This is a genomic window from Campylobacter pinnipediorum subsp. caledonicus (genome assembly GCF_002022005.1).
In the GTDB taxonomy this organism is placed as follows: Bacteria; Campylobacterota; Campylobacteria; order Campylobacterales; family Campylobacteraceae; genus Campylobacter_A; species Campylobacter_A caledonicus.
The window spans coordinates 1215676-1230089 of sequence record NZ_CP017258.1 but is presented as its reverse complement, the minus strand read 5'-3'; the positions used below and the strand labels follow the sequence as shown (position 1 = coordinate 1230089).

18 protein-coding genes are annotated in these 14414 nt (G+C 30.6%); 17 read left to right on the top strand and 1 reads right to left on the bottom strand.

Annotation, left to right across the window (positions count from 1 at the left end):
* The first annotated feature begins 2 nt into the window (after positions 1-2).
* From fabD to recO, 12 genes are all read left to right on the top strand, one after another.
* The gene (gene fabD, locus CPIN18021_RS06260) at positions 3-935 is read left to right on the top strand and encodes an ACP S-malonyltransferase (RefSeq protein WP_078423600.1); all 933 of its coding nucleotides are present in this window, start codon (positions 3-5) and stop codon (positions 933-935) included.
* Positions 932-1615, top strand: coding sequence for a 5'-methylthioadenosine/adenosylhomocysteine nucleosidase (locus CPIN18021_RS06255; RefSeq protein WP_078423599.1), 684 nt, complete (start codon positions 932-934; stop codon positions 1613-1615). Before fabD ends, CPIN18021_RS06255 begins: the two co-directional genes overlap by 4 nt.
* Complete coding sequence (locus CPIN18021_RS06250) at positions 1612-2349, top strand: tRNA 2-thiocytidine biosynthesis TtcA family protein (protein ID WP_078387909.1); 738 nt, start codon at positions 1612-1614, stop codon at positions 2347-2349. The genes CPIN18021_RS06255 and CPIN18021_RS06250 overlap by 4 nt, the downstream gene beginning before the upstream one ends.
* Before the next feature lie 268 nt (positions 2350-2617).
* Positions 2618-3787, top strand: a complete 1170-nt coding sequence (locus CPIN18021_RS06245; RefSeq protein ID WP_078423598.1) for a cation:proton antiporter — start codon at positions 2618-2620, stop codon at positions 3785-3787.
* Entirely contained in the window at positions 3784-5058 is a 1275-nt protein-coding gene (locus CPIN18021_RS06240) for a citrate synthase (RefSeq protein WP_078424659.1), read from the top strand. Before CPIN18021_RS06245 ends, CPIN18021_RS06240 begins: the two co-directional genes overlap by 4 nt.
* Position 5059: 1 nt before the next feature.
* The gene (locus tag CPIN18021_RS06235; RefSeq protein ID WP_226995906.1) at positions 5060-5833 is read left to right on the top strand and encodes a 3'(2'),5'-bisphosphate nucleotidase CysQ family protein; all 774 of its coding nucleotides are present in this window, start codon (positions 5060-5062) and stop codon (positions 5831-5833) included.
* An 87-nt stretch (positions 5834-5920) separates the two neighbouring features.
* Positions 5921-6772: an acetyl-CoA carboxylase, carboxyltransferase subunit beta gene (gene accD / locus CPIN18021_RS06230; protein WP_078423595.1), complete on the top strand. Its 852-nt coding sequence runs from the start codon at positions 5921-5923 to the stop codon at positions 6770-6772.
* Between the two features lie 34 nt (positions 6773-6806).
* Positions 6807-7262: a 23S rRNA (pseudouridine(1915)-N(3))-methyltransferase RlmH gene (locus CPIN18021_RS06225; RefSeq protein ID WP_078423594.1), complete on the top strand. Its 456-nt coding sequence runs from the start codon at positions 6807-6809 to the stop codon at positions 7260-7262.
* Between the two features lie 8 nt (positions 7263-7270).
* Positions 7271-7627, top strand: coding sequence for an RNA polymerase-binding protein DksA (gene dksA, locus CPIN18021_RS06220; protein WP_078423593.1), 357 nt, complete (start codon positions 7271-7273; stop codon positions 7625-7627).
* Between the two features lie 12 nt (positions 7628-7639).
* Complete coding sequence (locus CPIN18021_RS06215) at positions 7640-8641, top strand: uroporphyrinogen III synthase HEM4 (protein ID WP_078424658.1); 1002 nt, start codon at positions 7640-7642, stop codon at positions 8639-8641.
* Positions 8638-9555 (top strand): tRNA dihydrouridine synthase, encoded by a 918-nt coding sequence (locus CPIN18021_RS06210; RefSeq protein ID WP_078424657.1) that lies wholly within the window; start codon positions 8638-8640, stop codon positions 9553-9555. The genes CPIN18021_RS06215 and CPIN18021_RS06210 overlap by 4 nt, the downstream gene beginning before the upstream one ends.
* A 6-nt stretch (positions 9556-9561) precedes the next feature.
* Positions 9562-10176 carry a recombination protein RecO gene (gene recO, locus CPIN18021_RS06205; RefSeq protein ID WP_078423590.1) on the top strand — a complete coding sequence of 205 codons (615 nt, stop codon included), beginning with the start codon at positions 9562-9564 and terminating at the stop codon, positions 10174-10176.
* On the opposite strand, the gene CPIN18021_RS06200 is transcribed toward recO, so the two are convergent.
* Entirely contained in the window at positions 10162-10398 is a 237-nt protein-coding gene (locus tag CPIN18021_RS06200; RefSeq protein ID WP_078423589.1) for a replication/maintenance protein RepL, read from the bottom strand. The two genes, recO and CPIN18021_RS06200, sit on opposite strands and share 15 nt — an antisense overlap.
* Before the next feature lie 64 nt (positions 10399-10462).
* Between CPIN18021_RS06200 and CPIN18021_RS06195 the strand changes: the two genes are divergently transcribed.
* The 5 genes from CPIN18021_RS06195 to proC are packed head-to-tail and all read left to right on the top strand — an operon-like array spanning position 10463 to position 14403.
* The gene (locus CPIN18021_RS06195; protein ID WP_078423588.1) at positions 10463-11221 is read left to right on the top strand and encodes an exodeoxyribonuclease III; all 759 of its coding nucleotides are present in this window, start codon (positions 10463-10465) and stop codon (positions 11219-11221) included.
* Positions 11222-11229: 8 nt separating this feature from the next.
* Complete coding sequence (locus tag CPIN18021_RS09085; protein WP_236844861.1) at positions 11230-11649, top strand: amino acid kinase family protein; 420 nt, start codon at positions 11230-11232, stop codon at positions 11647-11649.
* Positions 11618-12352 carry a glutamate 5-kinase gene (gene proB / locus CPIN18021_RS06190; RefSeq protein WP_236844860.1) on the top strand — a complete coding sequence of 245 codons (735 nt, stop codon included), beginning with the start codon at positions 11618-11620 and terminating at the stop codon, positions 12350-12352. Before CPIN18021_RS09085 ends, proB begins: the two co-directional genes overlap by 32 nt.
* A 3-nt stretch (positions 12353-12355) precedes the next feature.
* Entirely contained in the window at positions 12356-13603 is a 1248-nt protein-coding gene (locus tag CPIN18021_RS06185; RefSeq protein WP_078423586.1) for a glutamate-5-semialdehyde dehydrogenase, read from the top strand.
* Positions 13604-13605: 2 nt separating this feature from the next.
* Complete coding sequence (proC, locus tag CPIN18021_RS06180; protein ID WP_078424656.1) at positions 13606-14403, top strand: pyrroline-5-carboxylate reductase; 798 nt, start codon at positions 13606-13608, stop codon at positions 14401-14403.
* Positions 14404-14414: the final 11 nt, after the last annotated feature.

Here is a 14414-nt window from a genome sequence, read left to right as displayed (position 1 = left end):
AAATGTCTTTAAAATATGCTTTTATATTTGCAGGTCAAGGTTCTCAAAATGTTGGAATGGGTAAAGATTTTTACCTAAATTTCCAACAATCTAAAGATTTATTATATAAAGCCAGTCAGTCATTAGATATTGATTTTGAAAAATTACTTTTTGCAGAAAATGAAGAATTAAATATTAGCGAATTTACCCAACCTGCAATAGTATTAAACTCATTAATGACTTATGAAGCATTAAAAACAAAGATAGAGCTTAATCAGGAATTTTCTTTAGGACACTCTCTTGGAGAATTTAGTGCGTTATGCGTAAATGGTGCTTTTGATTTTATAGACGGTATCAAAATCGTGAATTTAAGAGGCAAATTTATGCAAGAAGCTTGCGATGGCAAAGGTGCTGGTATGATGGTGATACTAGGGTTAGATGATCAAAAAGTAGAAGATATTTGTAAAAATGCATTATTGCAAGGAAAGCAAGTATATGCTGCAAACTATAATTGTGATAGGCAAATAGTAGTTGCTGGCATAAAAGATGATCTAGATGCACTTCAACCAACTTTTAAAGAGGCCGGTGCAAAAAAAACTATGCTTTTAAATATGTCGGTAGCTAGCCATTGTCCTATTTTAGAAAGTGCTAGTGATAAACTATATGGCAAACTTGAATTATATATAAAAGATTCTTTTTTGCCTGTTGTCTCAAATGCAAATGCAAATGTATACACAGAAAAAACAAATGCCTTAGGATTGCTAAAACAGCAACTAGTCTCACCTGTTTTATATAAACAAAGTATTAAGAATTTTGAAAATAATGTTGATTGTTTTATTGAAATAGGTTCTAATATATTAAAAGGAATGAATAAGAAAATCACAAATAAGCCAACATTAAGCATTACAGATGTAAAAAGTATGGATGAAGTGATTGATTTTTTGGAGGGTAAATGATAGCGATTCTTGGAGCAATGGAAGAAGAAATAACACCTATTTTAGAATCTCTTGAAAATTATGAAACTATATCGTATGCTACAAATAAATTTTATATATCAAACTATAAAGGCAAAGATATAGTAGTGGCTTATTCTAAGATAGGCAAGGTAAATTCCACTATAACTGCTAGTATTATGATTGAAAGATTTAAAGCACAAAAACTCATTTTTACAGGGGTTGCTGGTGCTTTAAGGGATGATTTGAAAATCGGTGATCTGTTTTATGCTACATCACTAGCCCAACACGACCTCGACATTACAGCTTTTGGACATCCAAATGGATATGTTCCTGGTATAGAAATTTTTACCAAAACAGATGATGGATTAAACGAGATAGCTAAAAAAGTTGCTGGCAATAAGTCTATAGATTTAAAAAGTGGAATTATAGCAACAGGCGATCAGTTTATATGTAAACAATCCATCAAAGACTGGATAAAAGATACATTTAAGGCGGATGTAGTTGAGATGGAGGGTGCAAGTGTTGCACAAGTTTGCAAACAGTTAGGTATTCCATTTTTTATGCTTAGAGCGATAAGTGATGAGGCTGGTGGCGGTGCTGAGTTTGATTTTGATGAATTTCTTAAAAGTTCAGCTAAGCTTAGTGCCGAGTTTGTTTTAAGTATGGTTGAAGAATTATGATTGATATTAGTAAAAAATTGTTATCAAAAGTTGGTAAAACTAATGCCAAATATAAGATGATACAAAAAAACGATAGAATTTTGTTAGGTTTAAGCGGCGGCAAGGACAGTTTGGCCTTAGCTCATGTCTTAAAGCATATACAAAATGTTTCGCCAGATAAATTTGAGTTTAAGGCTGTAACTTTAAGCTATGGTATGGGCGAAAACTACGATTATCTAACTAAGCATTGTAACGAACATGGTATAGAACATGAAGTTATAGATAGTTCTATCTTTGAAATTTCTAAAGAAAAGATTAGACAAAACTCTAGTTTTTGTAGTTTTTTTTCAAGAATGAGAAGAGGATATCTATACACATATGCTATAAATAATAATTTCAATAAATTAGCTATAGCTCATCATCTCGATGATGCCGCTGAAAGCTTTTTTATGAATTTTACATACAATGGTGCATTAAGAACTCTTGCTCCAAAATATAAAGCAAAAAATGGGATAGAAGTAATAAGGCCTTTTATATTTGTTAGAGAAAGAGCTTTAAGGGAAAATGCTATAAGAAACAATCTAACAGTTGTTGGAGATGAGGCTTGTCCTGCAATGAGATTTGATGTCAAGATGCCTCATGCAAGAGCTGAGACTAAGGCACTATTAGCAAGCTTAGAAAAAGAAAATCCAAAGCTTTTCTTATCTTTAAAAGCTGCATTTGAAAATATACATACAGATACTTTTTTTAATTAGTATTGATATATTTTTTAGTTTTTTGTTGGGTTTTATTATTTTTTGAAGTTATATTATATATCTTTAATTGTAATAAAATCCAATTCATAAATAATAATATATTATTGTAACGTTAATTAAAATCCTAATTGGTAATTATATTATCCATCACAGAGTAATTAAAATTTTATAATTTAAAAGTTTGAAATATTATCAATTTATATAAATTTATAATTATATAAGATATAATAATTGCTTTTATTATAAATAATAATTATTGGATAATTACATGCATGATGGACTTTCTATATTAATAGCTTTAGCTTTTATAATTTTTTCATCGCCTTATTTTTCTAGGTTACTAAATATTTCGGTTGCTCCAATTGAGATATTACTTGGAAGTTTGGCTGGATATTTTGGCTTTATACAGCATAATGAAACTTTTGAAATGGTAAGCCATGTGGCTTTTTTGTTTTTGATGTTTTTAGCCGGAATGGAAATAGATTTAAGAGTTGTTTTAAGCGCAGATAAAAACACTATAAAAAAAGGACTTTTATATATCGTACTTCTTTATGTTCTTTCTAGTATTGTAACCTTTGCCTTAAATCTTAATAAAATTTTTATAATCATAATACCTATAATGAGTGTTGGTATGATTTTTACTCTTTTTAAAGAGTATGGCAAAGATGTTAAATGGCTAAATCTAAGTATGTTGATAGGCTCTATTGGAGAGGTTGTGAGTATAGTTATATTAACTTTTACAGCTTCATTTTTGGAATTTGGTTCATCAAGTGAGTTTTGGTTTAGCATTATTTATTTGATTGGGTTTTTGCTTATTAGTTCTATTGGATATAAGTTATTGGTTGTTATTTTTTGGTGGTATCCAAACTTAAAAGTGATATTTATGCCTCATTATGATAAAAACGAAAAAGACATAAGACTAAGCATAGCACTGTTTTTTGCAATGATAGCACTCATGATATATCTAAAACTTGAAATAGCATTTGGTGTTTTTATAGCAGGTATGTTTATAGCAACCTTTTTTGATCATAAAAAAGATTTACCACATAAGCTTGGTAGTTTTGGATTTGGATTTTTAGTTCCTATATTTTTTGTTTATATAGGAACAACACTAAAGCTTAATAATTTGCTTATAGGTTCAGTTGTTACATATGCCTTTTTTATTGTTTTTTTAATGCTTATTTGTCGCATTGTTGCGAGTTTGGTATTTGTAAGAATATTAAGTTTTAAAGATATGATTTTGTATTCACTTTCTCAGTCTATGCCGCTTACGCTTTTAGTTGCATTTGCTACCATAGCACACAGTGCAGGCAATATAAGTGATGAAAATTACTCATCTTTTATACTTGCTAGCTTACTTCAGGCTATAATTATGCTTGTGTGTATAAAAATCATAGCCAACACAAAACAAAAAACAGAGAAAAAGGTTTTAGCATGAAAAATACAGCGACTCTTATTGACAACAGAAATGGTAAAAGTTATGAATTTGATATATTAAAAGGGACAAAAGGTCCTGATGCGATAGATATATCATCATTCTTTTCCAAAACAGGCATGTTTACTTTTGACCGTGGTTATACATCTACAGCTATGTGCCGTTCTAGCATAACTTATATAGATGGTTTAAAAGGTGAGTTGATGTATAGAGGCTATGACATAGCCTATCTTGCTAAAAATAAAACATTTTTAGATGTCGCTTATTTGCTTTTAAATAAAAAATTACCAACTAAAGATGAGTTCGATAACTTTAGGTATGAGCTTAAAAAAAGATCATATATACATGAAGGTATGATGAAAATTTTTGATGCTTTTCCAAGTAAAGCTCATCCTATGGCTATCTTACAAGCCTCTGTTTCAGCTCTTTCTGCTTTTTATGCTGATCATTTAAATATGGATAAACCAGAGGAGTATAGAGAGATGGCTATGAGGATAATAGCAAAAATACCAACTATTGCTGCTTTTAGTTATCGTTTTTCAAGAGGATATCCTATTATATATCCGAATTTAGACAGAGGATTTACTGAAAATTTTTTATATATGATGCGTGCTTATCCTTACGAACATGTTGATTTAAAACCTATTGAAATTAAGGCTTTAGATACTGTTTTTATGCTTCACGCAGATCACGAACAAAACGCCTCTACAACAACTGTTAGAACAGTTGGTTCAACTCATGCTCATCCATACGCATGTATATCAGCAGGAATAGGGGCATTGTGGGGCTGGGCTCATGGTGGTGCTAACGAAGGCGTTATAAGACAGCTGGAAGAGATAGGTAGTGTTGAAAATGTTGATAAGTATATCGCAAGAGCTAAAGACAAAAACGATCCTTTTAGGCTTATGGGATTTGGGCATAGAGTTTATAAGAATTTTGATCCTCGTGCCAAAGTTTTAAAGACAATGAGAGATGAGCTTATAGATGAGATAGGTATAAACTCAGAACTTATAAAGGTAGCAAATAAAATAGAAGAGATAGTTTTAAGCGATGAGTATTTTGTTTCAAGAAACCTTTATCCAAATGTTGATTTTCATTCTGGGCTTATTCTAAAAGCACTTGGAATTCCAAATGATATGTTTGCTGTTATTTTTGTTATAGGAAGAACTCCTGGTTGGATAAGCCAGTGGATGGAACTTAAAGAACAAGATACTATAAAGATAGTTAGACCAAGACAATTATACATAGGAGATACAGATAAAGCACCAAGATGAGTTGCTTTTTTTAGCAAAGCAAGCAGCTATAAATGCCGGGTTTGAAATTTTAAGACATTATAATGATTTTGAAGTAAGTTTAAAAAAAGACAAATCTCCTGTAACAACAGCGGATATTGCCTCTAATAACATTATCTTCAAAATACTTGAACAAACTAAAATTCCTATTTGTTCGGAAGAGAAAATTTTAACAAACAACTCAGATATGTTTTGGCTTATAGATCCACTTGATGGAACAAGTGGTTTTATAGAAAAAAGTAGTGAGTTTTGTATTTGTATATCTTTGGTGAAAAACTTTACTCCAATACTAGGCGTGATATTTATACCAATGACGAATGAGCTTTTTTATGGTAGTGAAAACGGTGCATTTAAAGAAAAATTAGACAATAATTATAAAGTTAATAGCGTAATAAATTTAAATGAAATTGTCTGTGATAAGGGCATTGTTTATGCTAGCCATCAGTCAGATGACATAAAGCATAATTCTTTGGCGAATAAGCTCGGTTTTAGACCACAAAAACTTGGCTCGGCTATAAAGTTTTGTCGTTTGGCTGAAACTAGTGGTATTTATCTAAGAATGGGACCTAGTAGCATTTGGGATAATTGTGCTGGAGATGCTTTGATGAGATCTTGTGGTGGAATTGCTATCGATGTTTATACAAAAGAGCCAATGACTTATAGTGTTACAAAATTAAAAAGTCCGTTTTTTATATGCATAAGCAAAGAATTTATAGATAAAAAAGATGAGATTTTAAGGCATGTTTTTGAGGTTTAAAATTTATAAAATTGAAAAATACAAGTAAAGATAAGAAAATTTAGGATATAATCGGACAATTTTCTTTAATAAAGTTAGGTTGTAAATATGAGTTTTATTGATATATTTTCTAAAATAAGAAAGACACAGCCAGACCCAAAAGAGGCTCCTAGCCATTGGGTTAAGTGTGATCATTGCGGTGCTCTTATGTATTATAAAGAGGTTCAATCTTCTTATAATGTTTGTCCAAAATGTAATTATCATATGAGATTAAATCCGCACGATAGAATAAATTTGATATGTGATGAAGATACATTTGTTGAGTTTGATTCCAAGCTAAAACCGGTAGATCCGCTTAAATTTGTAGATAAAAAATCTTATAAAAAGCGAATATTAGAAGGCGAAGATAAAACTGGTCGTTTTAGCTCTGTGATATCTGGAGAGGCTAAATGTGGCGGTCACAACATACAGCTTGTGGTGTTTGATTTTTCTTTTATGGGTGGCTCTTTGGCATCAGTTGAAGGTGAAAAGATAGTTAGAGCTATAAAAAGAGCTTTAGAGAAAAGAGAACCACTTGTTATAGTTAGCGCATCTGGTGGTGCTAGAATGCAAGAAAGCACATTTTCGCTAATGCAAATGTCAAAGACTTCTGCTGCTTTGAAGTTACTGGATGAGGCCAAAGTTCCATATATTTCCATATTAACAGATCCTACTATGGGTGGAGTTAGTGCATCTTTTGCTTGGCTTGGAGATATAATCATAGCAGAACCAGGAGCCCTTATAGGATTTGCTGGTCAAAGAGTTATTAAGCAAACTATAGGTGCTGATTTGCCAGAAGGCTTTCAAAGGGCTGAGTTTTTATTAGAACATGGTTTGATTGATGCAATAGTTCCTAGAAGTGAGCATAAAAAATATTTAAGCGATATAATAGATTTGCTTTGCAAGAATGATGAAATTTAGGATAATTAGAAGCATTAAAAATTAGGATATTTTGGTGGAAATTTCAGTTTTTAGTATACAAAAAAGTCGTTTTGGTAATTTTGAAGAAGAGATAGACTCTTATATTAAAATGTCATCAAAATATGCAAAAATAAATGATAATATAATTTTTAATGACAAAATTGCAAAAGCCCAAAGCATAGGACAAAAAGAGGCTTATAAGGCCTATGATGATATTTATTTACCAAGCATGAGAGGTTTTTGTGTATCTCTTGATGAAAGAGGAAAGGAATTTACTAGCAAGGAATTTGCTAAGATTTTTGATCAAAATTCAGATATAAAATTTTTTATAGGTGGCGCTTATGGATTAAGCGAAGAGTTTAAGTCCAAGTCAAATTTAGTTATTAGATTAAGTAAGCTTACTATGGCTCATAAGATAGCAAAACTTGTTTTGTTTGAACAAATTTTTAGAGGTCTTTGTATAAAAGCAAATCACCCATATCATAAATAAGGAAATAGATGACTCAAAATGATTTAGATTATTTTAAAAAAATGCTTGAAGATAGAAAATGGCAAATTAAGAAAAATATATCAGATGCTGTCCAAGAGGTTCATGGTTTGCGTGGTAGTGGCGTTAGTGATGAGATGGATATAGCATCTATAAATACAGATGAATTAATAGAACAATCTATCTCTTCAAAACAAAAATTTGAGCTTGATGAAATAGATAGATCTTTAAGTAAGATTTTTAATAAAACATATGGTATATGCGAAATGTGCGAAGAAGATATTTCTATTGCTAGGCTCAAGGCTAAGCCTCATGCTAGGTATTGTATATCTTGTAGAGAGATAGTTGAAAAAACATCTACAAAATAAAGGAGTTTGATTATGAAGACTAGATCATTTATTGCGTATTCTTTTATATATTTGTTGCTAGTTGCAGCTATAGTTTATGTTTTAAACAACGGTAATTATAGTATTAATGTATTTAGCTACAATCTTGAGTTGCCAATAGCAATTTGGTTTGTTTTGCCTGTAGCTTTATTTGCTGTATTGGCTACATTGCATATATTTTATCATAGTATCGGCTTTTATAGATATAAACATTTTATAAAAAGAGATACAAGTCTTTATAATGAGTTTGTTAAAGAGATATTTTTAGCACTACCTAGTAATAAAGAATTTAGAACAGAATTTCATAAAACTTCTTCAGCTGTAGCTAGAATATTATCTCCTTGGGGGTTGTATAAAAATATTGAGATTGATAATCCTGAGCTAGATACGGTTATAAAAAATGTAAAATCAGTAAAAGCTGGAGAAATAGTTGATCTTAAAAAATATAGACTTTCAAAAGATAATCCTTTGTTTATACAAAATGAACTAAATAAGATTGAAAAATTAAAAGATTATTATTTGGAAATTTTAAAACGAGATAGTTTTAATGACCTTATTGATGCAGCAGCTTTAAATAAATTAATAGAATGCGGAAGCTTTGCTGATATAAGAAGATATATGCTAAATAGTAAAGAAACAGATTATATTGTAAATGTTCTTCAAAGATATTGTGATGATGATATAAATATGACATCAGATGAAATTTATGAAATTTTAAACAATCAAGGTATTAATCAAGAGCAATACCTAAAAGCAGCTATGATTTTAAAAACTAAGTTAAAACCAGAATCATATAAAAGCATGTTTGAAAAGATAAAGCATGATCATCAAAATGCTACAAAGGCATATTTGTATGTGCTTTATGAACTTGTTTTATTGGATGAATTAAGAGAGTATTTACAAGGCACTGACGCTGATGATTTTGCTGAGATAAAAATACTTTTATTTTTAAAAGAGAACAATAAAAATATTTCAAGCGAACTGTTTTTTAAATGATTGATTTTAGTAAAAAAGTATTATTTTTAGCTCCTTTAGCTGGCTTTTCTGACCTTCCATTAAGGGAGGTTGTTAAGCAATTTGGTTGCGATGTTACAGTTAGTGAGATGATAAGTTCTAATGCTTTGGTTTATGAAAACTCAAAAACATTAAGAATGATACAAAAATCACCATTAGAAGATCCGTATATAGTTCAAATAGCTGGGACTGATTTGGATGTGGTAAAAAAGGCTGTTGAAATTTTAAATAAAATTGATGGAATTGATGGAATTGATTTAAATTGCGGCTGTCCTGTGCCAAAAGTAGTAAGGCAAAAAAGTGGCTCAGCACTTTTGCAAGATCTTGATCATTTAAAAAAAGTTGTTGAAATCATTAAAAACAGATCAAATAAAAAAACAACTAGTGTTAAAGTAAGACTTGGTTTTAATGAAAAAATACCAGAAAAAATAGCAAAAGCCTGTGAAGAAGCTGGAGCTGATTATATAGCTATTCACGGAAGAACTAGAGCCGGTGGATATACGCAAGATGTAGATTATGAAGCCATAGCTAGAGCCAGAAGAAGTGTTAAAATTCCAGTTATAGCAAATGGCGACATTAGCTTTGATAACTACAAACAAGTACTAGATATAACAGATGCTGACGGGATTATGATAGGCAGAGCTAGTATCGGAAATCCTTGGATATTTTCACAGATAAAAAATGAAAATCAAGTATCAGACTCACTTAAGCGTGACATTATTTTGGCTCATTTTGATTCTATGCTTAAATACTATGGAGATCAAGGAACTGTGATTTTTAGAAAGCATTTACATAGATATAGCAAAGGCATGGATGATGCAGCTTCTTTTAGAAATGAAATAAACAGAATACAACAAGCTGAACTAATTAAAAAAAGAATTGAAGAATTTTTCTAAGTTTTTATGCAAGGCTATATTTTACATACTCAAAAGGTAAAAGAAGAAGACCTTATTGTTTATATATTAACCGATAAATTTGTTGTAAAATCATATAGGTTTTATGGGGCTAGACATTCTATTTTAGTGAATGGATATAAAATAGATTTTGAACTTATAAGTAGTATGAATTTCTTACCTCATTTAAGAACTGTTTTGCATATGGGTTTTAAATGGCTACTTGATAGGGAAAAATTTATAGTTTGGCAACAGTTTATGAGACTTTTATATATGCATTTAAAAGATGTTGAAGATATTGATGAAATTTATTTTAATGAGATTGATTTTTGTGCAAAAAGGATGGATAAACAAAATCCAAAGCGATTGATTTTACAATCTTATGTTAAAATTTTAGAACATGAGGGTAGGCTTCATAGTGAGTTTGAATGCTTTATATGTGATGAGGTTATAAGTGATAATGTATGTTTTGCTCGTAGTCTTTTGCCAGGACATAAAAATTGTTTAAATAAATTTTCTTTTGAGCTTAAAAAAATAGAATATCTTTTTGATAATAAAAGCACATTAATGCTTGATGAGAGTGATGTAAATGAGCTTTATTCTATCTTGTTAGAAGGTTTTTAGCTCATACACTCCATTTTTTATTTTTTTAAAGACTTTTGCATTTTCTAAAAGCTTAAATGTCTGTAAAACTGTGGGTTTGCTTGTGTTAGTTGCTTTGCATATTTCATCTATTTTTAAATTTATAAAACCATGTTCGCCTATATTTTGTATCAAAAAATCTATAATTTGTATTTTTTTCTCTCCATGAATCGCTGAAAAAATACTCTTTTCTATATCGTTCAAAATATCTCACTTATTAATTTATTAAATTTTAAACGGTATTATAACAAATAAAAAAGGATTAAATTTGAAATTAATAAGTTGGAATGTTAATGGTCTTCGTGCTGTGGTGTCCAAAAATGCGTTTGAGTGGTTGGATGAGCATAAGCCTGATTTTTTAGCACTTCAAGAAATTAAGGCAAAACAAGATGATATACCAGCGCAAATGTATAATCTTGGTTTTAGTGAAATAAACTCAAACTCAGCTCAAAAAGCCGGTTATTCTGGGGTTATGAGCCTTAGTAAATTTCAAACAAGTTGTTTAAAATCTCAATTTTTTGATGATACCGAGGGCAGAGTTTTAGAGCATAGATTTGGTGATATTGTTCTTTTTAATATATACTTTCCAAATGGTCAAAAAGATGATGAGCGCTTAAAACACAAGATGGATTTTTATGCCGCATTTTTAAAATATTGTAATGAAATTTTAGATAGTGGAAAGCATGTTATTTTTTGTGGTGATGTAAATACCGCACATCAAGAGATTGATCTTAAAAACCCAAAGGCAAATTCAAAAACTTCAGGATTTTTACCCATTGAAAGAGCTTGGATAGATGAGGTTTTATCAAATGGCTTTATAGACACATTTAGGCATTTTAACCCAGATAAAATAGATGCTTATTCTTGGTGGAGTTATCGCTTTGGTGCTAGGGCTAAAAATGTAGGTTGGAGAATTGATTATTTTTTCGTATCACAAGGCTTGAAAGATAGGCTTAAAAATGCCTTTATCTTAAGTGATATAATAGGAAGCGATCATTGTCCAGTTGGAATAGAAATAGATATATAGGATATGCTATGCGTAAAGAGCTTTTAAAAGATTCTAAAAAAATTGTTATTAAGATAGGAACTTCAACTCTTACAAACGAAAATGGTTCTTTAAATGAGGGCTTGATAAAAAATATAGTAGCCGATATTTGCAAGCTATGTGATGATAACAAGCAAGTAATTATAGTAACATCAGGCGCAGTTGGTGCTGGTATGGGTATACTCAATATCGCTCAAAAACCAAAAAATATAAACCAAAAACAAGCACTTGCGGCTGTTGGGCAGGTTGCGCTTATGCATCTTTATGAGAGGATATTTTGGGCTTATTCAAAAAATATAGCACAAATTTTGCTTACTCGTGGTGATTTTGAAGACAGAAAGAGATATTTAAACGCTAGAAATGTATGTGCGGCATTGCTTGAAAAAAAATATCATACCTATCATAAATGAAAACGATACCGTTGTCGCGGATGAGTTAAAAGTAGGGGACAATGATACATTAAGTGCGTTGGTGGCTGGTCTTATTGATGCTGATTTGCTTATAATTTTAAGCGATATTGATGGTTTATATGATAAAAATCCAAATTTATACAAAGATGCAAAGATTATAAATTTAGTAAAAAATATAGATGAAGATATTGAAAAAATGGCTGGAGATGAGGGCAGTAAATTTGGTACAGGCGGAATGAAAACAAAGATAAAATCAGCCAAAATGACTTCACAAATAGGAACTAATTTAATAATCGCAAATGGTAAAAAAGATAATGTTTTGTTAAATGTCTTAAAAGATTCAAATGAGGGTACTTTGTTTTTGGCTAATGATAAAAAGGTTAGTTTGAAAAAATATTGGCTTGCTTATGGCGCAAAAAATAAAGGAGAGGTTGTAATTGATGATGGAGCTAAACTCGCTCTAAAATCTGGCAAAAGCTTGCTTGCTGTTGGAATTTTAGATGTTATTGGTGATTTTCACAGAGGAGAAATCGTTGAGATTTTAAATAATAAAGAGATTATAGCTCGTGGCATAAGTAATTATTCTTCAAAACAAATTTCATTAATAAAAGGCAAAAAGAGTGATGAAATAGAGCAAATTTTAGCTTATAAATATGAAGATGATATAATGCATGCAGATAATATAGTTTTAGGCAAAGGTTAAAAAATGAGCAAGATAATAGATATGGTTTCTTTGGCAAAAAGTGCAAGTAAAGAACTTTTAAGTTTATCAGAAAGTAAAAAAAATGAGATACTTAGAGCTGTTTCAAATGAGCTATTGCTTAAAAAAGAGCTTATAAAAGAGGCAAACAAAAAAGATATAAAAAATGCAAGAGAGAGTTCTTTAAGTGAAGCTTTGATAGATAGGCTTACTCTTAATAATGAACGTATAGAAAGTATGGCTGATAGTGTATTGCAAATAGCAAATCAAAAAAATCCAATAGGAAAAATACTTGATGGATTTAAACACCAAAGCGGTATGCAAATAACACAGGTAAGTGTTCCTCTTGGCGTAGTGGCTATGATATATGAAAGCAGACCAAATGTTACGATAGACTCAGCAGCTATCGCACTAAAAACCCAAAATGCACTTATACTTCGCGGTTCATCAAATGCAATAAATTCAAATTTGTGTTTATGTGAGCTTTTTCGTGATATAGGTAAAAAATTTGGTCTTGCTGATGGGTTTTTGCAGATAATAGGTTCTGATAAGAGCGAGCTTGATGAGCTTGTAAAACAAGATAAATTTATAGATGTTTTAATACCCCGTGGAGGAGCTAAATTAAAAGATTATATAAAAAACAACTCAACTATACCAGTTATTCAAACAGGTGAGGGGATTTGCCATATATATGTTGATAAGAGTGCTGATATAGATGATGCTTTAAAAATTATCAAAAATGCTAAGACACAAAGACCTAGCACTTGTAATTCGCTTGAATGCCTGGTTTTGCATGAAAGCATAGCTGAGAAGATATTGCTTATATTGCTAAATTTACTTGAAAATGTTGAGTTTAGAATAGATGAAAAAATATTTGAAAATTTTCAAGGGTTTGATAATGTTAAAAAAGCCACGAGAGAGGATTTCTCTACTGAATTTTTGGATTTTATTTTATCTGTAAAAGTAGTGAAAGATATAGATGAAGCTATCTTATATATAAATCAAAACTCAACTCATCATTCAGAAAGTATATTGAGTAAAGATTATAATAATATAAATAAATTTTTAAATTTGATAGATAGTGCTGTTGTGTATGCAAATGCCTCCACTAGATTTAGTGATGGTGGAGAGTTTGGTTTTGGTTCTGAGATAGGAATTTCTACTCAAAAAATGCATACTAGAGGACCTATGGGTCTTGAAGCACTTACTTCAAAAAAATATGTAGTTTATGGTAGCGGACAAATAAGGGAGTAATTTTGAAAATAGGAATTATAGGTTTTGGAAATATGGGTAAAGCCATAACAGATGGCATAAACAGCTCAAATTTCGTAAAAGCACAAGATATTTTTGTGTTTGATAAAAGTGAAAATAAACTAGATGGATTAAAAGAGCTTGGTGTAAATATATGTGATGATGAGTGTAGTGTTGCAAAGGTTGTTGATATCTTAATTCCAGCCGTTAAGCCAAACTCTTATCCTAAATTATTAGAGAAAATAAAGCCATTTTTTGATAAAAAATCTATTTTGCTAAGTATAGCAGCCGGTATTACTATAGAAGATATTAAAGATATACTTGGTTTAGATACAAAAGTAGTAAGAGCTATGCCAAATACACCAGCTAGTGTTTTAAGATCTGTAACTGGTGTTTGTTTTGACGAAAATTGCAATGAAAATGATAAAAAAAATACAATAAAACTTCTTGAAAGTTTTGGTGTAGTTTATCAGATAAGCCAAGAACAAATGCATGCATTTGTAGGTATATCAGGTTCGCTTCCGGCTTATGTTTGTATGTTTGTAGATGCTTTGGCTGATGGTGGTGTATTTGAGGGGTTACCAAAAGATTTGGCTATAAAAATAGCAGCAGATGCAGTATCTTCAAGCGCATATATGATAAATAAAACAGGTATGCATCCATCTGTTTTAAAAGACAAAGTTTGTTCTCCTAATGGCACCACAATAGAGGCCGTAAGATCTTTGGAGAATGGTGGTTTTAGGGGTTTGGTTATAGATGCTGTGATTTTAGCTTCAAAAAAATCAAAAAATATAAATAAATAGTGCTTTATTAA